The sequence below is a fragment of the Nostoc sp. genome (assembly GCF_036917355.1).
In the GTDB taxonomy this organism is placed as follows: domain Bacteria; phylum Cyanobacteriota; class Cyanobacteriia; order Cyanobacteriales; family Nostocaceae; genus Nostoc.
In genome coordinates this window covers 120,007-141,345 of sequence record NZ_JBALDP010000037.1, presented here as the reverse complement: position 1 = coordinate 141,345, position 21,339 = coordinate 120,007, and the positions used below count along the sequence as shown (strand labels likewise).

Below are 21,339 nucleotides of genomic sequence, written 5' to 3'. Positions count from 1 at the left end.
CTTAAGAAATTAAACACATCAATTGTTGCAAATATTACAGGTTGGGGTTTTATTCTTGATGCTTTATTTGTATCAGGGTTTTCGTGAATTGGTATAACTTGCCGCCGTAGGCATCGTTTTCACACCCATTTGGCTAGATGCTTGATTTATGTCAAACTCTAATTATTGAGGAATGCTTTCATGAAAGCCGATGATGGGATTTGAACCCACGGCCTGCTGATTACGAATCAGCTGCTCTACCACTGAGCCACATCGGCGTACACAATCTAAGAGTATAACATGATTTAATCATGGTAGATCAAAATCCTAAAAATCGCCTTAATCCCGAACAATATGCCAGCCTCAAAGCAGAAATAGCCGCTCCTTATCGCGGCTTACGACAATTTTTATACATCGCTTTCGGTGCTTCTGGCTCACTCGGTGCATTCGTCTTTTTCTTCCAAGTGCTTGCCGGACGAAATGTTGAGAGTGCTTTGCCTAGTTTAGCTCTCCAAGTAGGAATAGTTGCTTTAATGGTTTTCCTCTGGCGCTGGGAACAGCGTCGGCAACAACGCCCCCAGTCGGGTAAAAATTCTAATTCCTCAAGGGAGAAGTTTTAGCTAAGTTAATTTTGGTTCTTCAGTACTTGTTATGCCAAATTATTAGCTAAGTATTGTAATACTATGTTGAAAAGCATATCAAATAATAACTAAAACTCTTATTAGAGTTAACATTTAAGACATTTTTGTTAATTGATGTAAACATAACAATAATGTTCTTTGGTGTATTTACAGTCGTGGTCAACAAACTAAAGATATTAAAATTCTAACAGAACTTCTTGGTTTAGAGTATGTAAAAGTCATATCACATCGTCTTCATGGTGGGATTGGATTTTGAAGAATCACCTGTACTAAAAACTTTGATAGCCGATGCCGAAGCAGCTATCTGATAACGATATTGGCTTCCAAAAAGATTAATTTTTGAGAGCGATCGCATATTTAGCACTTGAAATACATATAATATTCCTTTCAGCAAGTCTATAGCAACCTCAGTTTTTATGAAAAACCATGATGTCACGCTATATCCTTACTGTTCCTCAACTCAGTTTCAATTGGGTTACTAAGGGGAAAATAAAGTTCAGCAGCAAATCTCAAAGGCGATGCCCTAAACATTTGCAGATATTACCGCAGACACTGATTATGTTGCGGCGGCTAAAATACTTAAGTGTTAGTAGTACGATCAGACTACTCAGGTTAAAATTGTCTATTTGGTAACACAAGACCATCAGAAAATTGTAGAAAAGTGTATTTCCTTGACTTGATAGTGGTGCTAACCTCAATTTAAAGGATGTTATCAGCCCTTATCTGCTAGAGTTTCTGACTTTCAGCAAATTAGATAATTTATCAATAACAAAATCGCTAGGAGTGCGATGATGATGTCACAGTCCCCTATGACAAGACCAGAAATAGCTGCTGGAACTCTAATCGATAACCGCTATATTATCCAAAAACTTCTAGGACAGGGAGGATTGGGACGAACTTACTTAGCATTTGACACTCGTCGCTTTAATGAAGCCTGTGTTCTCAAAGAATTTGCACCCATTGGCACAGGCGAAAGCGGACTGGAACAATATCGTAACTTATTTAAAAGAGAGGCAAAAATTCTTCATCAATTGCAACATCCTCAAATTCCTAAGTTTTTGGCTTGCTTTGAAGGAGATGGTCGGCTATTCCTAGTACAAGAGTATGTTGACGGTAAAACATATTCAAGACTGCTAGGAGAACTTCAACGTCAAGGAAGAAATTTTTCTGAAGACGAAGTTATACAGTGGCTAAAGAATCTGCTGCCTGTTTTGGAATATGTCCATCAGCACAACATCATCCATAGAGATATTTCTCCTGACAACATCATGTTACCTGATGGCAAGGATCTGCCCGTGCTGATTGATTTCGGGGTAGGCAAGCAAATTGCTGACATAAACGAGGTGAGAAGTTCCAACCACCAGGTAACGTTTGTTGGCAAAATGTCCCTTGTAGGCAAAGTGGGATATGCTCCCCGCGAACAGATTAGTTTGGGTTTATGTTCACCCTCTAGTGACCTTTATGCTTTAGGTGTAACTGCTATTGTATTACTCACAGCTAGAGACCCGTCTTTACTAATGGATCAATACTCACTTGAATGGAATTGGCGTGATTATACCTATGTTACTGATGGGTTTGCTCAAGTGCTTGATTGTATGTTGGAAGATAGACCTAACAAGCGATACCAAACAGCCAGCGAAGTTCTTAGAGATTTAGAGCGGATTGGAGAACCAGAAATAGCAATATCTTCTGCAATCATGGTTGATGATTTGCCAGCCACGGTATTCAACCCTGAATTTCAGGCTATGTCAGCCATATCGCAGTCATACAACCAATCTGAAGAAACAATTTTTAGTTTACCTACTAGTCCACAAACTGGGCGTCAAATTGAACAACAGCAACAACAATCCTCACTTCAACCAGCATTTATCAAACATTGCCAGCAAGAATTAGCTTACCACATCGGCCCAATGGCAAATCTGATTATAGAAGAAATACTAGCTCACAATCCTTATATTTCAGCTGACCAATTTATTGAACTTGTAACTAAGGAAATTCCTAACTTTCAAGCAGCTTTTGAATTCAAAAAAAGCTTATTTTCATAGAGATTTAGACATCATGAAATTGAGGAATAATCTTTCATCTCTTAACTAATTCTGTAAGTTTAAGTCAAGAGAGCTAATAAAAGTAACAAGGCTTTTGGCAAGGCTACACGCAACGTCTTGTACAGAAAGTTATTACGTTAGCTTAGCGGTGGCTAGTCCACGTATCCCTGTGGGTAAGCAAACTAAACGCAGTGTCTCGTAGAAAGCATCATTACGAATTATTGTAATCGCTGGTACCTCCTTGAGTACGTTTGATTCTTTTCATCGCCATTTCTAAACTTAACTGCATCCGTTTAAAGGCTTTAGCTAAATTACCGATTTCATCATTAGACATCTGCTCAAATTCAACTTCCATATGTCCCGTACTAACTTCTTCGGCTATGCGAGTCATACGTTTGAGAGGAATCACAACTTGTCGATTCAAGAACAAGTTGACTAAAAGGATAGTCGCTATAAATATAGCTGATACAATCAAGATAATTAGTAAGGAAGACTGATTTGCTTTGCTGATGACATTCTTGGCAGGTACTGATATAATCTGAGCGCCAACAATTTCATTAAGCTTCCACCCAAATCCATTAGCAGCACCATAAAGACTAATCATACTTTGAGGTGCAGCTTCAGGTACACTATGACAGACCAGACAGCTTTGTTCAGAAACTGCTAAGGGACGAGCAATATAAAAGATATCCCCACCAGGAATTGAGCGAAATCCACTAACTTCTTTAAGGTCTGATTTATTTCTGAACTGTTCTACAATTTCCGTCTCAAAACCGTCAGCCTTATCTCGAAGATTTGTGGGATTAAGAGTTGCTTCTTTATAAAAGAAATCACGGTAGTCTGTTGTTTTCCGTAAAATTTCAAACACTTCTCGTGCTGAGTATCCAGGAACGGTTTGCGGCAAAAATTCAGTAGCCAATTTATCAACTAGCTCTGGATTCACTTGAGTACTTGTGTATTTACGAACAGAACTCATTGTTTGGATGAGCATGAGACCAGTGGAGCTAATATTTTGTTTAGCATTCTCCCTCAGTAAAGAAGAAAGAGTAAATCCACTCAAGCTCAGACCAAATGTCAAAATTACCAGTAGCAGAATTGTAAATTTTTGTTTCAAATTGAGATTCTTTAGCATAATTTTAGATTACCTACAAGTCAAATTATTATGAACAAATATGTTTAAAGTCACTGTTTACTCTAGCATGAGCAATTAACTTTCATATTTTCATGTAAACGCATGGTTTAGCCAAAACGATGAGGGTATATCCAAACTTTATACTATTAGTAATTATTGAGGTTAATGAAAATGTTCTCTAAGTAACCTATGTGCAAAAAAGCTACGACAGCGATTCAAATGGAATTCCCAAAAATTCGTATTGGCTGTTCTGATACCGTGCCAAAATAAATACCAGCAATTGTAAAATATTACTAATGGTGTGGAATGCAGGAAAGTCTTTATTCGGGGGACGCTACATTATTGAAGGCCAATTAGGTGAAGGCGGAATTGGCATTACTTATCTTGCCAGAAATCAACGAAATCAACAGCGAGTGATTAAAACCCTCAAAGAAGAAATCCTGAATCACCCCGCCTGGATACTCCACCGAAACAAGTTACGGCAAGACTTTCGTGATGAAGCAGTTCGGCTGGCTGTGTGCCACCATCCTCATATAGTACAGATAGAAACCATCTTTGATGAGGGGAATTTGCCCTGCATGGTGATGGATTACATCGAAGGGGAAGACTTAGCACAGCGCTTGAGGCGAATAGGGGTGCTATCAGAGGCAGAAGCGCTACTCTATATCCGGCAAATTGGCGATGCTTTGACCCTAATCCATTCTAAAGGACTGTTGCATCGGGATCTCAAACCACGCAACATCATGATCCGCATTGATAAATTAGAAGCAGTGCTGATAGACTTTGGCATCGCTAGAGAATTTATTCCTAATACGATCCAAAGGCATACAGTGTATCGTACTCCTGGTTTTGCCCCACCTGAACAGTATGAATCAGAAGCGCCGCGAGGAGAATACATTGATATTTACGCCCTAGCCGCTACTTTGTATAACTTGCTTACCGCAGTTGTACCAACTAGTGCAGATGATAGACGTCACAATATCAATTTAGAACCACCACAATATTTTAATCCCAAGATCAGCAACAGGGTAAATCAAGCTATTATGTGCGGCATGGATCTGGAGTCAACGTATCGTCCCCAGTCTGTGCAGGAGTGGTTGGATTTATTGGACCCTGATACTGGGGAAGATATAACTAAAATATCATCTACTCTAGTGATAACGCCTGGACTGAAACTACCTGTACCTGTACCTGTACCTGTTGTATTAGATCGGCAGAACTGGCAATGTGTACAGACCCTCAAAGGTCATTCTAGTATGGTTCATGCGATCGCCATTAGCCCAGATGGGCAATTTATTGCTAGTGGCAGTAATGACAACACCATCAAACTTTGGCAAGTAGGCACTGGCAAGTTAGTGCGTCAACTAGGTCGTTGGTCTTCTAGTCATTCCAGTATGGTTAATTCCGTCGCATTTAGCCCAATCTCTTCATACCTTTCTTATCAAGGCGAGTCCGGTAAATCTGCGGGAGTTACAGACCTGAACCGAGGAATTTTAGCTAGTGGGAGTTGGGATAATACAATCAAATTGTGGGATGTCAAGACAGGTAAAGAAATTCGTACTCTCACTGGTCATGCTAATTGGGTGAATTCCGTTACTTTTAGTCCAGATGGCAAGTTTCTGGCTAGTGGGAGTGCTGATTGCACAATCAAACTGTGGCAGGTACACACAGGCATAGAAATCCAAACTTTTACAGGTCATTCTGACCCAGTTTCGTCAGTTGCTTACTCTCCAAGAACGCCTGCAACCAATAGCCAGGATAGACAGCTGATAGCTAGTGGCAGTAATGATTACACGATTAAACTGTGGCAAATATACACAGGCAGAAACATTTACACACTCACAGGCCATTCCTTCTTTGTCAACTGTATCGCCTTCAGCAAAAATGGGGAAATTATCGCCAGTGGCAGTGGTGACAACACGATTAAACTGTGGCATGTAAATACAGGCAGAGAAATTCGTACTCTCACAGGTCATTCTGATTCAGTTTGGTCAGTTGCCTTTAGTCAGGATGGACAATTCCTCGCTAGTGGCAGTTGGGACAACACTATTAAACTGTGGCATATACACAGTGGTACAGAAATCAGCACACTTACAGGGCATTCCAATTATGTTAGATGCGTTGCCTTCAGTCCTGATGGCCAAACCCTAGTTAGCGGTAGTGATGATGACACTATTAAAATTTGGCGAAGGGGGTAGTAAATAATTCGTAATTTTTCTATGAATCTATAGATAGAACTGCGATCGCCCCAAATTTGTGACAATAATGACGGCAACCGTTATTTTTGAACAATAAAAAATTATATGGGCTTTGGTATTGGTGATTTATTCTGGATTTTCCTCCTTCTGACTTCTTTGCAACCCCTTTGGCAAAAACGTCAAATAGAATATCGGCGCTTGCGTGCTTTACAACAATTCCAGCAGGAACGCAAAAGTCGGGTGATTTTACTAATTCACCGCCAAGAGTCCATTAGCTTTTTGGGAATTCCCCTATCTCGCTACATTACTATTGAAGACTCAGAACAAATATTGCGAGCAATTCGCCTCACACCGCCAGATGTAGCAATTGACTTAATTTTGCACACTCCTGGTGGTTTGGTTTTAGCTACGGAACAAATCGCCAGAGCGTTAATTCGCCACCAAGCAAAAGTCACAGTTTTTGTACCTCACTATGCTATGAGTGGCGGTACAATGCTTGCCCTCGCCTCTGATGAAATTATTATGGATGCTAACGCGGTTTTGGGTCCAGTTGATCCACAACTGGGTAACTACCCAGCAGCCAGTATTCTAAAAGTAGTTGAAGATAAACCCATCGGTGAGATTGATGACCAAACCCTAATTATGGCCGACCTATCACGCAAAGCAATTCAGCAGGTACAGCGGTTTGTAAGAACTTTGCTAAAAGACAGTATACCTAAACAAAAAGTTCTGCCAGAAAATATCGAACCGATTATCGAAGCCTTGACAACTGGGCGTGTCACCCACGACTATCCCATCACTATTGAAGAAGCAACAGAAATGGGGCTGCCCGTAACCGTCGGACTGCCCCATTCTATTTACGATCTCATGGATCTGTACCCACAGCCACAAGGAGGACGACCCAGCGTGCAGTACATTCCTATGCCCTACAATGACCGCCGTCCAATTCTACCTACACCAAAGGGCAGACCCTTAGAAGAACCAAATCAGATGACTTGAGGGGCTTTGGGGTAGGAGTTTTTAGTGGCGACTAGGGTGTAGCTGTCGGTGTAGCTGTCGGTGTAGCTGTCGGTGTAGCTGTCGGTGTAGCTGTTGGTGTAGCCGTCGGTGTAGCCGTCGGTGTAGCCGTCGGTGTAGCCGTCGGTGTAGCCGTCGGTGTAGCTGTCGGTGTAGCTGCTGGTGTAGTTCTCGGTTTAGCTGTTGGTTTAGTTGTCGGTTTAGTTGTCGGTTTAGTTGTTGGCTGGCTGAAGAGTGTTTTTGCTTCTTCATTCAGCTTTTGGCGGAGTGCTAAATTAGCAATTCCAGTTTCTTGCAACTGATATTTCTTCTGATACTCCTTCACTACTTCTTCCGTGCGGGAACCATAAAAATGATCGCGCGGCAGAGGAGGATTTGGCTTCACCACTGCATTCAAATTTCTGTGCAGAATTTGAACGATGTTAGCAGCAAAATCTTGGGTTTTTGGCCCTGCTATGCCATCAACTGGTTTTAGCTTGTAACCAGTTTGAAATTCTCGAATTGCCTTTTTAGTTTCCTCGTCTGTCAAAGCAGTATTTGTTACCTTGACGTTATAGCCTAATCCCCGCAATACCTCACGGAATTGCTGGGGCGTATAACTTTTTTGAGGGGCTGCAAAACCTGTGTCTGCAATTACTAAACTAGCAGTCATCAGGCAGGTAACAGCAAAGGTTGCGCTTGATTTTCCAAACCCACACCACATACTTAAAAACTCCTTTGGGTTAAATCAGCAGGATCATAAACATTAACAGCTGCATTTTAAGTTTGTTTAATAACTTTTTTCACGATTATTTAATGAATTTTGAACAAATTGTGATTTTTTTTTGTTAAATTTATCTATATACATAAAAAGTAATTTATGTCATCTATCAAAAGAAGTGTTTTTAACTGGCAGGGGTGCAGCAGCGATCCGATTGCTTAAATCTAATACACCTTTTTAACACTAAATTGCCGTGTAGTTCACATCTGTGCATTGGTGTCAACTTTAGATGAAAGGCAGTTTCTTAACCTGTGGCTATGCTGCAATGAGGAGTATTTTCAGCCTATGGTTGAAAAAGGGGTTTTGGTTTGGGCTGAAGTTGACATCCATAACAGATGTGCCCTTGTGCTGGGGTTCTACTCAACTGGAAATTGCTGTAATTGGTTAGAAAGGGCAGAAAGAAAATTAATAAATGAAAGAGTTTATGTTTTAAATACCCAAACAAGTATTATATTTTACAGAAAATGAAAAATGTAAAATCTTCTAAGCAGCGTAATCTTTGGTTTGAAAGATTTATGGCAATTGCTGCCACCGTAAATTTAAGTTTAGTGGTGTTTGATTTAAGTTACGTACCTTGGCGAGATTTATACTTGCGAAAACTTCCCCAAATTACTAAGATTTATGACCCAATCAAAGGTGTTGAAAGTCATCGAGACACAAAAAGTTACCTAGAAACAGTAGACGCATTAGAAGAACAAGTTAGGCAAACAGGGTTACAGTCGCCTCAGGTAAATAGCAGGCTAATACAAATAAGTCGTCTTAGCAGCGAGATGATTGACAGTAACCCGTTTGCGGGAGCAAATAAGAGTGGGACTCTAGAAAAAATCAAACAAAGGATGCGATCGCACATCCGCAAAGAATCTGCAAAACAGTCCTTCGCTACTTTTTGGAGTCAGCCCTATCTATCACAAAATGGCTGGGATAAAGAAATTATTTTTTTTAACAAAAGCATCCGCCCTTTGATCGCCAGTAACTACTACCGCCAAATCGGAGAAAATGGTGATTTTATTGATAAATTCTGGCTTATTGACTTACCTTTTCTGATTTTATTTGGTTTAGAATTGCTGGGGCGCACCTTCTTACTCAAACGCCAACATCCTGGTTTTAGCTGGTTAGAAGCACTATTATGGCGTTGGTACGATTTATTTTTACTACTGCCATTTTGGCGAGGGTTGCGAATCATACCTGTATTAATTCGCCTCGATCAAGCGCAGTTATTGAATCTGCATCCAGTGCGAAAGCAAATTAATCAGGGGATTGTCGCCAATTTTGCTGAAGATCTGACAGAAATTGTCGTCGTGAGGGTGATTAATCAGGTTCAGGGTTCAATTCAGCGGGGTGAATTGACAAGCTGGCTCTCACAACAAGAAAATTTACGTCCCTACATAGATATTAATAATGTGAATGAAGTGGAAGCGATCGCAGGTCTTTTAATAAAAACAATTGTCTACCAAGTGCTACCTGATATCCAACCTGCGATCGTTGCCATTCTGCGCCACAATATCGAAACCGTCTTCCATCAAGTCCCTGTCTACCGCAACCTCCAGAATCTCCCTGGCGTGGGACAGGCTCAAACCCAGTTAAGCGAACAACTGGCGACTCAAATCACAACTAATCTTTATAAAACTTTAGTTAGCGCTGTTGAAGACCCTGTAGGAGCAAAACTCACCAGTCAACTAGTAGAAAGCTTCACTAAGGTATTGGGATCTCAAATCAAGGAAAAACATGTACTCTCAGAAATTCAGAGTTTACTTTTTGACTTCTTAGAGGAAATCAAACTCAACTATGTCCAGCGTTTATCCCAAGAAGACATAGACCAAATTATCGAGCAAACCCGGCAGCTACGAACACAAGCATCAGTTCCCGTGGTAGTGGATAAAGGCACTATTCTCCCAAAAATACGGGAAGGGTAGGGAGAGCAGAGGAGAAATTGCAGTAAGTCTTTCCCCTCTGCCGTTCTACCTCTTGTGCCCAATTCCCAATACACGACTATAAAAGAAATGCGCTAAACTCGAATTAGGCGAATCATCATTTGGTTCGTCACAAGACTTCTTGGAAGATATATCTATCGCAGGAAGTGGGTCGATGCCCACTTTTTTTATTGAATTCTCTCATGGCTCATCCTTTAGTTCCACAAATTATTGATTTGGCGACACCAGTTGCAGAAGAACTGGGATTGGAAGTGGTTGGCGTGGTTTTTCATACCAACCAGAGTCCACCAGTGTTGCGGGTAGACATTCGCAATCCTGAGCAGGACACTGGGTTGAACGATTGTGAGAGGATGAGCCGTGCTTTAGAAGCCTCCTTAGATGCTGCGGAAATCGTTCCAGATACATACGTCTTGGAAGTGTCTAGTCCTGGTATTTCGCGGCAACTGGTAACAGATAGGGAATTTATTTCCTTTAAAGGATTTCCTGTCATTATCTCCACTTCGTCACCCTACGACGGACAACAAGAGTGGATTGGTCTGTTGATTCGTCGGGATGAGACAGCACTTTACTTAAATCAAAAAGGTCGTGTAGTCGAAATTCCTCGCTCCCTAATTACTAAGGTGCAGTTAGAGGAGCGCCGATAAACAAAGGACTATGGCTCAAGAGTTAGAGACTAGAGCACCTTAGCTCAAGGCTAAAGATTAGGAACTAAGGGCTAAAGGTTAGAGGCTAGGGGCTAGAGGTTAGAGATTAGTTTAAAACTATTCTCTAATCCCTGGCTCTAGTGCGTAGTTTTCAGTCCCTAGTCCCCAGTCCCCACTCAGTAGAGACGCGATTAATCGTGTCTCTCCCCACTCCCTAATTTTTAAAGGAGATTGCTTATGTCAATGGTTACTTTACCTGGATTAAAAGAATTAATTGAAAGTATAAGTCGCGAACGGAATTTACCCCGGCTTGCAGTTCAATCAGCAATTAGAGAAGCACTACTTAAAGGCTATGAACGTTATCGCCGCGCCCAAAATTTAGAGCGCAAACAGTTTGACGAAGATTATTTTGAAAATTTTGAAGTAGAACTCGATATTGAAGGAGAAGGATTTCGCGTTCTTTCCACCAAAACCATTGTTGAAGAAGTAGATAATACAGATCACCAAATTTCTCTAGACGAAGTTCAACAAGTCGCTCCCGAAGCGCAGTTAGGGGACTCTGTAGTGCTGGATGTTACCCCCGACCAAGGAGAATTTGGTCGGATGGCGGCGATGCAAACTAAGCAAGTATTGGCGCAAAAATTACGAGATCAACAGCGCCAAATGGTGCAAGAAGAGTTCCAAGATTTAGAAGGAACTGTTCTCCAAGCAAGAGTCCTGCGGTTTGAGCGGCAATCAGTGGTTCTAGCAGTTAGCAGCGGCTTTGGTCAACCAGAAGTAGAAGCCGAATTACCGAAGCGGGAACAGTTGCCCAACGATAATTATCGGGCAAATGCCACCTTCAAGGTATATCTGAAAAAAGTCTCCCAAGGGCAGCAACGAGGGCCACAGTTGCTTGTGTCTCGTGCTGATGCTGGTTTGGTAGTTTATCTTTTCGCCAACGAAGTCCCAGAAATCGAAGATGAAGTGGTACGGATTGTTGCCGTAGCTAGGGAGGCAAACCCCCCTTCCCGTTATGTCGGCCCCCGGACTAAAATAGCAGTAGATACTCTCGATCGCGATGTAGACCCTGTAGGCGCTTGTATTGGAGCTAGGGGATCGCGAATTCAAGTGGTAGTCAACGAATTACGCGGTGAAAAAATAGATGTAATTCGCTGGTCGCCAGACCCAGCAACATACATTGCTAATGCCTTAAGTCCAGCACGGGTAGATGAAGTACGCTTAATGGACCCAGAATCACGGCAAACTCATGTACTTGTAGCTGAAGATCAATTGAGTTTGGCCATTGGGAAAGAAGGGCAAAACGTCCGTTTGGCAGCCCGCCTGACTGGTTGGAAAATAGACATTAAAGACAAAGCTAAGTATGACTACGCAGCAGAGGATACTAAGTTTGCAGCCGTCAGAACAAAATATCAATCAGAGGAATCAGAGGAAGACGATCTTGAATATGAAGAAGAATTTGAGGATGAAAATCAGAACGAATTAGAAGAGGAAGATAGTTTTGACAATAACGATGATGAATAATTGATTAATTTTGTAAAGTTTTGATACTGTAGATTGTAGTCTCAGTCTCAAGGATAATTTTCTCAAAAGCTACTTGGTATAAGTAAAAAATAGTAATAATAAACTTCTTTTTACATCCAAAATCCTGGACTGAGATCGCAAAGAACCGATGAAACCAAATTATCGGCGCTGTATTAGTTGCCGTAAAGTAGGCTCAAAAGATGAGTTTTGGCGGATTGTCCGCGTCTTTCCCGATGGAAAGGTACAATTGGATCAGGGCATGGGGCGTTCTGCCTATATTTGTCCAGAAACGAGTTGCTTACAAGCGGCTCAAAAAAAAAATCGACTAGGGCGATCGCTACATGCATCAGTGCCAGAAGCACTGTACCAAAGCTTGTCGCAACGTCTAGCCCGCAGTAATACCCAAAACCAAATTTAGTTGGAACAACTTTGTGACGTAATCATTAGAGGAATTGTGTGGAAAGCCGAAGTCGCGCTTTCATCACACTCCCCGTTGATCGTTAAGGTTAGTGCCAAAATAGTAAATGGGTGTAAAAGGCATTCGGCTCTCCAATAACGAGGGACGAGGCAACATTCCCAGAACAAGATGTAATCGATTGTGTTGTGGAAGACTCAGAATCAACAAAACAAGAAACTACAAAATGGCAACCTGGTAGCGCTCAGGCGCAGTTCGGCGTCAAGGGTTCCTATAAAAATCTTTTATTTAAGAAATTTTTATGGGTATCCCTCAACCATCATTCCTGGTGGGGATGCCATTATTAAACCGAAACATCTCTCTTTCCTGATTGGAGGCACCGGCAAAAACTGAACGGCAGTCTAAAAACAGTAATCCAAGGATGGAGATGTCGCAAACCAGGCAACCATCCGCTAAAACTGTAAATTAAAGGGGAAGAGTGGATGACCAACGGCAAAGTTAGAATTTATGAATTATCAAAGGAATTGAATTTGGATAACAAAGAGCTACTAGCAATTTGCGACCAGCTCGATATTGCGGTCAAAAGCCATAGCAGCACAATTTCAGAATCCGAAGCAGAAAACATCCGGGCGGCAGCAGAAAAGCTTGCAGCTACGAGTGTGTCTGCCAAAAAGGAACTAGGTACAACCAGCCATAAGCCAAATTCACCACCCAACGGCGGACGTAACCGACCTGCTGCACCCCACAAACAGCAAATTTTGGAAATACGCAAACCCAAAATATTGAGAAATACTACCTCCAACGCCTCCGAGGCGTCACTTGCTAACAATACCCAAGCTGCCTTGTCTGAAGCTAATCCTCCCTCTCCTCCACGGCCTTTCGCTACACCAGTCTCACCCCTGAAACCGGCAGCACCAACTCGACCTGTGCCCCGGACTCAATCTGAGACTCAAGAGCAACCTCCGATCGCTGACTTGGAACAAACGCCTAATCCAAATCCGGCACCGGAAAAAATAGTATCCCAAAAACCGGAAAAGACAGTTCCACCGAGACCAAAATCGGAAAAACCGATCAAACCACAACTAGTTGCTCCTCCAGCCAGACCTGAGGCAGAAGTTGCCCAGGTGGTAGATGAGCAGCCAGTATCTCAGGCAGATAAACCGATTCTCAAACGCGACCAACGGCTACGACCTGCAGAAGGCGATCGCGAACAAATTAAGCCAAGAGTCGCTAAACTGCCAACCGACCAGTCCGCACCAGGTGCGCCACAAAGGACAAGTCGTCCCACCCCTGCACCCAGCAGACCAGAGCAGAGAGGCAATAGACCATCTGCACCATCACAACTGGGAGAGGGACAAAGGCCCAGACCGGCACGTCCAGGTGAAGCTGTAGCAGCGGCAATGCCGATCGCTACTCCACCCAGACAGATGTCAGGCATAGCGGGCAAATCTCAAGGATTGGGTGATGAACCAGTCACACCCGATCTCCTCGATTTAAAACGCCCAAGTCCGCCTCGACCGACCAAAGGCGGCAAAAAGTGGGTAGAAGAGGAAATAATTGACGAAGTTAAAGAGAAGGCAAAAGCTGGCGTCAAAGGCAAGCGGATCAAACCCATACTTGATGATGAGTTTGAAGAAGATTTGCTGGATGATGACGATATAGATTCACCAGCCACAGTCCAAGTCAGCCTTTCTATCGCTCGTCCTCCCAAACCAAAAGCGACTCGACCTGTACAGATGCCAGGTGCAACCCTTGCTAGCGCCCCAACTGCAAGAGCCAGAAAGTCTGGTTCCAGGTCTGGTTCCAAATCTGGTTCTGGGCGCGACCATCACCAAAACCGTCGCCAAGAAGCTGATACAAAGCGCGATCGCCCCGAAAAAGTGACGATCACAGGGCCGTTGACTGTGCAAGAACTGTCTGACGTTTTAGCCGTTCCTGATACAGAGATTGTCAAAATCCTCTTCCTGAAAGGTATGGCGGTGAGTATCACTCAAAATCTAGATATTCCCACAATTACCCTGGTAGGAAAAGAACTAGAAATAGAAGTCGAAACCGTCGAACGAGAAGCAGAAGCTCGGAAAATCACGGAAATGGTCGGTGCAGAAGACCTAGAATATCTCCACCGTCGTCCGCCAGTCGTGACAATTATGGGTCACGTAGACCACGGTAAAACAACCCTGCTCGACTCAATCCGCAAAACCAAAGTGGCTGCTGGCGAAGCTGGCGGTATCACTCAACACATTGGTGCATACCATGTAGATTTGGAACATGAGGGCAAACCTCAACAGATAGTCTTCCTGGATACTCCTGGTCACGAAGCCTTTACAGCTATGCGGGCACGAGGAGCGCGGGTAACAGACATTGCCGTCTTAGTAGTAGCTGCTGATGATGGTGTCCGTCCCCAAACCATTGAAGCCATTAGTCACGCCCAAGCTGCGGGAGTGCCAATTGTTGTTGCAATCAACAAAATTGACAAAGAAGGGGCACAGCCAGAGCGGGTTAAACAAGAACTGACCCAGTATGGTCTGACATCAGAAGACTGGGGTGGTGAGACAATCATGGTTCCCGTGAGCGCCATCAGAGGTGAAAATCTGGATACGCTCTTAGAGATGATTCTGTTGGTAGCAGAGGTTGCAGAACTATCTGCTAACCCCGATCGTAACGCCAAAGGAACTGTCATTGAAGCACATCTGGATAAAGCTAAGGGAGCAGTTGCTACCCTGCTAATTCAGAATGGCACCCTGCATGTGGGAGATATCTTAGTAGCTGGCTCGGCCTTTGGTAAAGTCCGGGCAATGGTGGATGACAGAAGTAAGAGAGTCGATATTGCTTCTCCTTCCTTTGCTGTCGAGGTACTAGGTTTAAGTGATGTGCCAGCAGCCGGCGACGAGTTCGAGGTCTTCCAGAACGAAAAAGAAGCCAGAGCACTCGCTAGCGATCGCGCAGACAGACAACGCCTATCCCGCCTATTACAGGGACGTGTTACTCTCACAACTCTGTCGGCTCAAGCCCAAGAAGGCGAGTTGAAAGAACTCAACTTGATCTTGAAAGGAGACGTACAAGGTTCCGTAGAAGCCATTGTGGGAGCGCTCAAGCAAATCCCGCAAAACGAAGTCCAAATTCGGATGTTGTTGGCTACGGCTGGGGAAATAACCGAGACAGATATCGACTTAGCCGCTGCCAGTAACGCTGTAATTATCGGCTTCAACACCACCTTTGCCAGTGGCGCTAGACAAGCCGCCGATGAAGCAGGTGTCGATGTCCGGGAATATAACGTCATCTACAAACTCCTAGAAGATATCCAAGATGCTTTGGAAGGTCTTTTGGAACCAGAGTTGGTGGAAGAACCCTTGGGTCAAACCGAAGTCCGTGCCGTCTTCCCAGTCGGTCGTGGTGCGGTTGCCGGTTGCTACGTTCAATCTGGCAAGCTAGTTCGCAACTGCAAAGTCAGAGTGCGACGCGGTGGTAAGGTGATCTTTGAAGGCGTTCTTGACTCCTTAAAACGGATGAAAGAAGATGCTCGTGAGGTCAACGCCGGTTATGAATGCGGTGTCGGCATGGATAAATTCAATGATTGGGTTGAAGGTGACATCATCGAATCCTATCAGATGGTTACGAAACGCCGCACTCTTACCTTAACGAGATAGTGTTAAGGGTAAAATGGTTAGAAGTTAGGAGTGATAAATTAGGAGTTAGGAGTTAAAGGCTGCTAATTCTTAACTCCTAACTCTTAACTCATAACTTTTTATTATGCATTCATTTCGCTCTGAACCTATTTTGTGGATTCACGTCGCTGGATTGGCGACGTTGCCTGTTTTTTTAGTACTCTGCTTATTGTTTTTGTCTGTAGGCGAACCGTTTTTGCCAGTCTGGATGGAGCTATTCTTAGTTGCTTCCATTGGTGTTCTCCCCCTGCTATGGATGCAGTTGCGTCGCCCCTTTTATATATTTGCTCTTTTAGGAATAGCCCTAAAGCCGGAAAATCTGACTGAACGGCAGCGGAAAATTCTCTGTTTAATTAATACAAAGTTAAATCGTATCCTGGCATTAGTTGCAGCAGCATTGTCAGTTTGGATACTGTGGAATCTTTACCAAATTGCCCCATTAGTAGCAAATTCAGCTAAATTCCTCCCACAGTGGCGTAGCCTTGCACTAGTGCTTGCAGGATTAGCCTTTTTGGGCAGCAATCTATTTTTACAAATACCTGTGAGTGTAATGCGAGTTTTGGTGATTAATGAGACAGAATTCGCTGGCATTGAGCCATTATCTTTAGAAAAGATTAAGCAAGATTTCACTATTTTAGGAGTGCGGGTTAATCAAATCGTGCCCCGATTATTGCAATCCTTGTTTAGGATAAATACAGATTCGTAGCAGCCCGTAAAGTATATTATTTCACTTTCAAGGGCTAGAGAGAAGAGCAGGGAAGGCAGGGGGCAGAGGAGAATAAATAACCAATGCCCAATGACGCCAGTCGCCTCAAGTCGGGAAACCCGCCCACGGCGCTGGCTCCCCAATGTCCAGTTACCGTTGAAGTTTAAAATAAAGGAATAAGGAACTATGGCTCAAATTCCAGCTTCTAGCGATCGCCAATTTTCTGCCGATACTGAAATTTGGTATAGCCTCAAATGTGCGATCTCCACTAGTTCAGGTTTTCAACGTTGGCAACTAGAACGCGATGCTCAATTGCATGGAATTCGCTTGGAACAGCAGGTACAACGGTATTTACGAGAAACTTTAGAAACTTTAGCTTACTAAAGACCAAATAAATCTTGTAGGTTTGTTTGCAAGCGGCGGAGTTGACGGTATGCACTCTCCAAGCGATGCCTACGGCGGTAAACTACGCCATCAACTTCCACTTCATTGGTGGGATAATTCTTAATAATTTCAATTAGCGATACTTGCCTGTCTTGACTAGCAGAAAGTACTAAAGCGGCTCGTAAAGCCTGCCGATCTGCTGTCCGAGACGGTGTATAAGTAACTTGACTAATTTGATCCAAAATAATATTACCAATCTGGCTATTTAGCACTCTATCTAAAAATACAGGGTTTACCTTCACTGGCTTTGTTAAATACTGACGAATGGCTTTGGGGTCTTGTCGCGCTAAAGCTAAATTCACTCTTAGTGAACGCGAGAGTTCACCTGTTTGGGAAAAGGTGGATAGTTCCTCTACAGAAATTAATTCACGGAAGATACCATACTTCAGCACTACTCGTTCCGCAGCAAAGGCAGGAGTGGACAAAAATAGAAGACAGATACTACCTACTAAAATTAAGACGCGACGCAGTCCCAAAAAATTAAAACACATTTCTCCCGATTTCCAATAGGTTTGTTTTTCCTGCGATCGTAATTCCAGCAGAATTAGTCGCGGTATCTAGCTTTAAAGAATACTAAAAATCGCCTCATCCCCATAGTACCCATAAGAAAATTTTCTAGATAACACAAGATTAGGACTTACGCAAAAAAACTCTCTACCTTTTATTCCTCTGCATCCTCTGTGGTTTGATTTTCCATGACTGTGCGTAAGTCCTAAATATAAGCAATGTATAAGTTCTGTGATCTATCTAAGGAATTGAGCTGAATCAGTGCTAATCATCCAGTATAGTTTGCATGGGTTTTACAGCAGCTACAAAGCTGCTACCTTTAACCTTGTTCGACATATCGTAATTCAGCACATCACAGACTCAAAAAATGAAATATCGGGGTTATCACATTTCTCTAGCGAAAAATTTTCGCCTTCTTTCTAGCAGTCATCTCAAATATACTTTGCGCGTAGGAGCCGGACTCACGGCAATGCTTGTTGTTTCTAGTGGTTCACTACTACTACCTGGTCAGGTTAATGCTGGTGCGACTTACCCAGAAAGTATCGCCCCAACTCGCACAGCGCAAGCTCCAGCAACTGCCGCAGCAATTTACGTTAATCCAGCAACTGGTGCAGATAGGGCTGGTGCTGGTGCAACCTCAGCGACACCGTACAAAAGCATAAGTTTTGCTCTCAGTCAAGGCCAAGCAGGTGCAGTTATTCAATTAGCACCTGGTAATTATAACCAGGAAAGTGGTGAAACCTTCCCGCTTTTACTTAAACCAGGGGTGACACTGCGGGGTGATGAAGCTACTAAAGGTCAGGCGATATTGATTACAGGTGGAGGTTTCTACACTAGCCGCACCTTTGCCCAACAGAACATTACAATCCTTGCCGGACAAGATACCACTATTACTGGTGTCACCGTCACCAACCCAAATAGCCGGGGTACGGCTGTGTGGGTGGAATCAACTAATCCGATTATCAAAAACAGTACTTTTACTAACAGTGCCAGAGAGGGTGTTTTTGTCACAGGTACAGGCAATCCCAAAGTCGAAGGCAATCTCTTTGTGCAAAACAAAGGCAATGGGATTTCAATTGCTAAGACTGCCCAAGGAGAAATTCGGAGTAACTTATTTCAGGATACCGGTTTTGGTCTTGCGATCGGTGGCACTTCCACACCTCTAGTTGTAGAAAACCAAATTATCGAAAACCAAGACGGTCTTTTTATCTCAGAGTCAGCGAAGCCCGTATTGCGAAAGAATGTCATTCAAAATAATAAGCGGGATGGAGTTGTAGCAACTGTTAGTGCTTTACCCGACCTTGGCACTAACGAAAATCCTGGTGGCAATCTTATTCGCAACAACACTCGTTATGATGTGAACAACGCCACCAAAACAGGTAAGATTGTCGCTGTTGGCAACGATATCGATCAGAAAAAGATTTTTGGCTCAGTAGATTTTGTTGCCGCAAGTGTTGACGTACCCCCTGGAGGGCCTGTTGCCTTTAAAGATGTGCCAGCAAATTACTGGGCAAAAACCTACATCGAAGCTTTAGCCTCCCAAAATATTATTGCGGGCTTTCCTGATGGCAGCTTTAAACCCAATGAACCTGTAACCCGCGCTCAATTCGCCACTATTGTTACTAAAGCTTTAACGCCAGCAGCCAAACGCCCAGCTATTCAGTTTAAGGATGTAGCAAGCAATTTCTGGGCTTACGCTGCCATTCAATCTGCTTACCAGAGTCAATTTGTTTCTGGTTATCCCGATGGCACTTTTAAGCCACAGCAGCAAATTCCCAGAGTGCAAGCGTTAGTCGCTTTAGCTAATGGTTTGGGCTTAACTGCAAGTAATCAAAATATCCTTTCTTTTTACACCGATGCGGCCCAGATTCCTAATTATGCGATCGCTCCTGTTGCGGCGGCAACTGCACGGCAACTAGTAATCAATTATCCCACAGTGAAGCAACTCAATCCTAATCGTCAGGCAACTAGAGCCGAGGTTGCTGCCTTTGTTTACCAGGCACTCGTCAATGCTGGACGTGCCCAACCAATTCCTTCATCCTATTTGGTAACAGCCCAGTAAATGCCTAGTTAGCAAATTGGAAGCGCCAGACTAATAATTTGTTAGTCTGGCGCTTCCAATTAATGTGAGTTTTATTAATTTTGGGGGTTTTTAAACATAAAATTTGGGGTCTTTAAATATAGCTGACCCCATTTGAATGTTCTTGGGTTTATGGTCAGGGTCTTTATATTGGCTGACCCCGTTTCAATGATTTATATTTTCTCAGAAATTTTTGCTTTTTAGGATTTCCTAATAATTTTTTTATTTTTTCTTTCTAGGTAACAGAAGCGAATAGATGTGTACTAAGTTTTTTCACGCAATCAAATAGGATTCTTATAGAAGTAATAATGTTATTTCACAACTAGCTGCGAAGTGCTAGCGCACCGCTCTGCTAACGCCAAATTTTGAGATTACCTCTACTACTATTATCTCTAAATGTTCGGCTTCCTTGGATCAAATGCCACTGGACTCTCATGGTGAAAGTTGCTCAAGGTTGGTAATTAGCGAGATATCACTTATTTAAAGATATAAAAAATTTTCTTAATTGCTTATAAATAACTATTACTTTCTAAATTACTTGGGGAATACTGAAAATTAGTCCCATTAAAGGTGTATGAAAAATGGCAGATAATAAAGTCAGTGCAAAACTTTCCTCGGCAGACAGGGAAGCCGTGATGCAAGCTATTACTGTTCACTAGTTCTAATACTATTTTGACGCTGTTATTCCACAACTAACTCCGTCGCCAAATTTTGAGATTTCCGCCAGCATCTCCCGCAGCCAACCAATCTCCATCGGGGGTAAAGACGACAGAACGAACTGAGTCGAAATGACTGAGGGTGCAAATTTCTTTCCCTGTTGCCACATTCCACAGTTTGATAGTCTTGTCCCAACAACCACTAGCCAAAATTTGCTCATCACTACTGATAGTAAGTCTAATCTTCTGGCTCAATTCCCGCCGCCCGCAATTGTGCTGCTAGTCGTTCAGCACGTAGGCGTTCTTGTTCGGCGCGTTGGCGTTCTTGTTCGGCTAATTCTGTTCCCCAAGGTAAAAGGTTTCCTTGTTCATCCCACCATCGTAACCACTTTCCTGTACGGTTTTCACGAGTACCTTGGGACACTCCAAGGTAAAGATTAATTTCTGCTATCCAGTAGCGTTGATTTTCATCAGACTCTTGCAAAATGTACTGTTCGTTTTGTAAGCGATACATCTCTAAACTGCCGCTATCTGCTTCAAATATGATGTAGTTTGGTACTTTTAAAATGCGCTCGTAGAAAAACCATTTTCCTGGGGGATATGTCGCTTTGATAGAATACTCTGTCTGCTGTGTATCGGAAACAAATTCCATCACAATTACGGGAATGTCGCCCTGTAGTTGAGGTGTGTAACTGCGTATTAATTCTTCTCTACTAACATTAATTTTGGCAATGAAAGCCCAATCAGGAGCTTTAATGACCATTCTGTTGTTTAAAGTGGCACAAATACCGTAATTAGTTGTTGTTAGAGCGTTAGCTGAAATTTTTCTGGCTAATTGTAAGCTTTCTGTCAGTGCAGCAGCTAAGGCTGGTTGATTGATATTGTCCACTGGATCATCCGGGAGTTTGTAATCATCGGGCAGTTTTTCCCAAGTGATTTGGTAGTCTTGGGTGAGGATTGTCATGATGGGTTTTCCTTTGGTGTATGAAAGGGGC

General features: G+C 43.0%; 18 protein-coding genes and 1 tRNA gene. 12 read left to right on the top strand and 7 right to left on the bottom strand.

Annotated features, from left to right (window positions below; all coding sequences use genetic code 11):
- Positions 1 to 185 precede the first annotated feature (185 nt).
- A tRNA-Thr gene (locus V7K53_RS11265) sits at positions 186 to 257 on the bottom strand.
- A 33-nt stretch (positions 258 to 290) separates the two neighbouring features.
- On the opposite strand from V7K53_RS11265, the gene V7K53_RS11260 reads away from it, so the two are divergent.
- Positions 291 to 599, top strand: a complete 309-nt coding sequence (locus tag V7K53_RS11260) for a DUF3493 domain-containing protein (RefSeq protein ID WP_335197590.1) — start codon at positions 291 to 293, stop codon at positions 597 to 599.
- 244 nt (positions 600 to 843) lie between these two features.
- Here the strand turns inward: V7K53_RS11260 and V7K53_RS11255 are convergent, their stop codons facing one another.
- Positions 844 to 1,056, bottom strand: coding sequence for a hypothetical protein (locus V7K53_RS11255; protein ID WP_335197588.1), 213 nt, complete (start codon positions 1,054 to 1,056; stop codon positions 844 to 846).
- A gap of 358 nt (positions 1,057 to 1,414) precedes the next feature.
- Here V7K53_RS11255 and V7K53_RS11250 point away from each other — a divergent pair, with 358 nt between their 5' ends.
- Positions 1,415 to 2,665: a serine/threonine-protein kinase gene (locus V7K53_RS11250; protein WP_335197596.1), complete on the top strand. Its 1,251-nt coding sequence runs from the start codon at positions 1,415 to 1,417 to the stop codon at positions 2,663 to 2,665.
- Between the two features lie 211 nt (positions 2,666 to 2,876).
- On the opposite strand, the gene V7K53_RS11245 is transcribed toward V7K53_RS11250, so the two are convergent.
- Positions 2,877 to 3,797 carry a Tll0287-like domain-containing protein gene (locus tag V7K53_RS11245; protein WP_335197586.1) on the bottom strand — a complete coding sequence of 307 codons (921 nt, stop codon included), beginning with the start codon at positions 3,795 to 3,797 and terminating at the stop codon, positions 2,877 to 2,879.
- Between the two features lie 296 nt (positions 3,798 to 4,093).
- On the opposite strand from V7K53_RS11245, the gene V7K53_RS11240 reads away from it, so the two are divergent.
- Entirely contained in the window at positions 4,094 to 5,995 is a 1,902-nt protein-coding gene (locus V7K53_RS11240; protein WP_335197585.1) for a serine/threonine-protein kinase, read from the top strand.
- Positions 5,996 to 6,100: 105 nt separating this feature from the next.
- Positions 6,101 to 6,994: an SDH family Clp fold serine proteinase gene (locus tag V7K53_RS11235; protein WP_322660815.1), complete on the top strand. Its 894-nt coding sequence runs from the start codon at positions 6,101 to 6,103 to the stop codon at positions 6,992 to 6,994.
- A gap of 31 nt (positions 6,995 to 7,025) precedes the next feature.
- Here V7K53_RS11235 and V7K53_RS11230 read toward each other — a convergent pair whose 3' ends face one another.
- Entirely contained in the window at positions 7,026 to 7,715 is a 690-nt protein-coding gene (locus V7K53_RS11230) for a peptidoglycan-binding domain-containing protein (protein WP_335197584.1), read from the bottom strand.
- Positions 7,716 to 8,236: 521 nt separating this feature from the next.
- On the opposite strand from V7K53_RS11230, the gene V7K53_RS11225 reads away from it, so the two are divergent.
- From V7K53_RS11225 to V7K53_RS11195, 7 genes are all read left to right on the top strand, one after another.
- A complete protein-coding gene (locus tag V7K53_RS11225) occupies positions 8,237 to 9,685 on the top strand; it encodes a hypothetical protein (protein ID WP_335197583.1) in 1,449 nt (482 codons plus the stop codon).
- A 200-nt stretch (positions 9,686 to 9,885) separates the two neighbouring features.
- Complete coding sequence (gene rimP / locus V7K53_RS11220) at positions 9,886 to 10,347, top strand: ribosome maturation factor RimP (RefSeq protein WP_335197581.1); 462 nt, start codon at positions 9,886 to 9,888, stop codon at positions 10,345 to 10,347.
- A gap of 237 nt (positions 10,348 to 10,584) precedes the next feature.
- Positions 10,585 to 11,871 (top strand): transcription termination factor NusA, encoded by a 1,287-nt coding sequence (gene nusA / locus V7K53_RS11215; RefSeq protein WP_335197580.1) that lies wholly within the window; start codon positions 10,585 to 10,587, stop codon positions 11,869 to 11,871.
- A gap of 148 nt (positions 11,872 to 12,019) precedes the next feature.
- On the top strand, positions 12,020 to 12,289 hold the full coding sequence (locus V7K53_RS11210) for a YlxR family protein (protein WP_194042652.1): 270 nt from the start codon (positions 12,020 to 12,022) through the stop codon (positions 12,287 to 12,289).
- Between the two features lie 479 nt (positions 12,290 to 12,768).
- The gene (gene infB, locus V7K53_RS11205) at positions 12,769 to 15,933 is read left to right on the top strand and encodes a translation initiation factor IF-2 (RefSeq protein WP_335197579.1); all 3,165 of its coding nucleotides are present in this window, start codon (positions 12,769 to 12,771) and stop codon (positions 15,931 to 15,933) included.
- 103 nt (positions 15,934 to 16,036) lie between these two features.
- On the top strand, positions 16,037 to 16,657 hold the full coding sequence (locus V7K53_RS11200) for a low-complexity tail membrane protein (protein WP_335191039.1): 621 nt from the start codon (positions 16,037 to 16,039) through the stop codon (positions 16,655 to 16,657).
- Between the two features lie 186 nt (positions 16,658 to 16,843).
- Entirely contained in the window at positions 16,844 to 17,041 is a 198-nt protein-coding gene (locus V7K53_RS11195) for a hypothetical protein (protein WP_012412012.1), read from the top strand.
- Here the strand turns inward: V7K53_RS11195 and V7K53_RS11190 are convergent.
- Positions 17,038 to 17,592, bottom strand: coding sequence for an alpha/beta hydrolase (locus V7K53_RS11190; RefSeq protein WP_335197577.1), 555 nt, complete (start codon positions 17,590 to 17,592; stop codon positions 17,038 to 17,040). The genes V7K53_RS11195 and V7K53_RS11190 overlap by 4 nt on opposite strands.
- Positions 17,593 to 17,975: 383 nt before the next feature.
- Here V7K53_RS11190 and V7K53_RS11185 point away from each other — a divergent pair, with 383 nt between their 5' ends.
- Positions 17,976 to 19,670 carry a DUF1565 domain-containing protein gene (locus V7K53_RS11185; RefSeq protein ID WP_335197576.1) on the top strand — a complete coding sequence of 565 codons (1,695 nt, stop codon included), beginning with the start codon at positions 17,976 to 17,978 and terminating at the stop codon, positions 19,668 to 19,670.
- Positions 19,671 to 20,380: 710 nt separating this feature from the next.
- On the opposite strand, the gene V7K53_RS11180 is transcribed toward V7K53_RS11185, so the two are convergent.
- Both V7K53_RS11180 and V7K53_RS11175 read right to left on the bottom strand, forming a co-directional pair.
- A complete protein-coding gene (locus tag V7K53_RS11180) occupies positions 20,381 to 20,599 on the bottom strand; it encodes a WD40 repeat domain-containing protein (protein ID WP_335197575.1) in 219 nt (72 codons plus the stop codon).
- Complete coding sequence (locus V7K53_RS11175; RefSeq protein ID WP_335197573.1) at positions 20,583 to 21,308, bottom strand: Uma2 family endonuclease; 726 nt, start codon at positions 21,306 to 21,308, stop codon at positions 20,583 to 20,585. The genes V7K53_RS11180 and V7K53_RS11175 overlap by 17 nt, the downstream gene beginning before the upstream one ends.
- Positions 21,309 to 21,339 lie beyond the last annotated feature (31 nt).

Coding starts and splice junctions, on each gene's coding strand:
- V7K53_RS11260 (WP_335197590.1), top strand. CDS start 291: ATGGTAGATCAAAATCCTAAAAATCGCCTTAATCCCGAACAATATGCC.
- V7K53_RS11250 (WP_335197596.1), top strand. CDS start 1,415: ATGTCACAGTCCCCTATGACAAGACCAGAAATAGCTGCTGGAACTCTA.
- V7K53_RS11245 (WP_335197586.1), bottom strand. CDS start 3,797: ATGCTAAAGAATCTCAATTTGAAACAAAAATTTACAATTCTGCTACTG.
- V7K53_RS11240 (WP_335197585.1), top strand. CDS start 4,094: ATGGTGTGGAATGCAGGAAAGTCTTTATTCGGGGGACGCTACATTATT.
- V7K53_RS11235 (WP_322660815.1), top strand. CDS start 6,101: ATGGGCTTTGGTATTGGTGATTTATTCTGGATTTTCCTCCTTCTGACT.
- V7K53_RS11230 (WP_335197584.1), bottom strand. CDS start 7,715: ATGTGGTGTGGGTTTGGAAAATCAAGCGCAACCTTTGCTGTTACCTGC.
- V7K53_RS11225 (WP_335197583.1), top strand. CDS start 8,237: ATGAAAAATGTAAAATCTTCTAAGCAGCGTAATCTTTGGTTTGAAAGA.
- rimP (WP_335197581.1), top strand. CDS start 9,886: ATGGCTCATCCTTTAGTTCCACAAATTATTGATTTGGCGACACCAGTT.
- nusA (WP_335197580.1), top strand. CDS start 10,585: ATGTCAATGGTTACTTTACCTGGATTAAAAGAATTAATTGAAAGTATA.
- V7K53_RS11210 (WP_194042652.1), top strand. CDS start 12,020: ATGAAACCAAATTATCGGCGCTGTATTAGTTGCCGTAAAGTAGGCTCA.
- infB (WP_335197579.1), top strand. CDS start 12,769: ATGACCAACGGCAAAGTTAGAATTTATGAATTATCAAAGGAATTGAAT.
- V7K53_RS11200 (WP_335191039.1), top strand. CDS start 16,037: ATGCATTCATTTCGCTCTGAACCTATTTTGTGGATTCACGTCGCTGGA.
- V7K53_RS11195 (WP_012412012.1), top strand. CDS start 16,844: ATGGCTCAAATTCCAGCTTCTAGCGATCGCCAATTTTCTGCCGATACT.
- V7K53_RS11190 (WP_335197577.1), bottom strand. CDS start 17,592: ATGTGTTTTAATTTTTTGGGACTGCGTCGCGTCTTAATTTTAGTAGGT.
- V7K53_RS11185 (WP_335197576.1), top strand. CDS start 17,976: ATGAAATATCGGGGTTATCACATTTCTCTAGCGAAAAATTTTCGCCTT.
- V7K53_RS11175 (WP_335197573.1), bottom strand. CDS start 21,308: ATGACAATCCTCACCCAAGACTACCAAATCACTTGGGAAAAACTGCCC.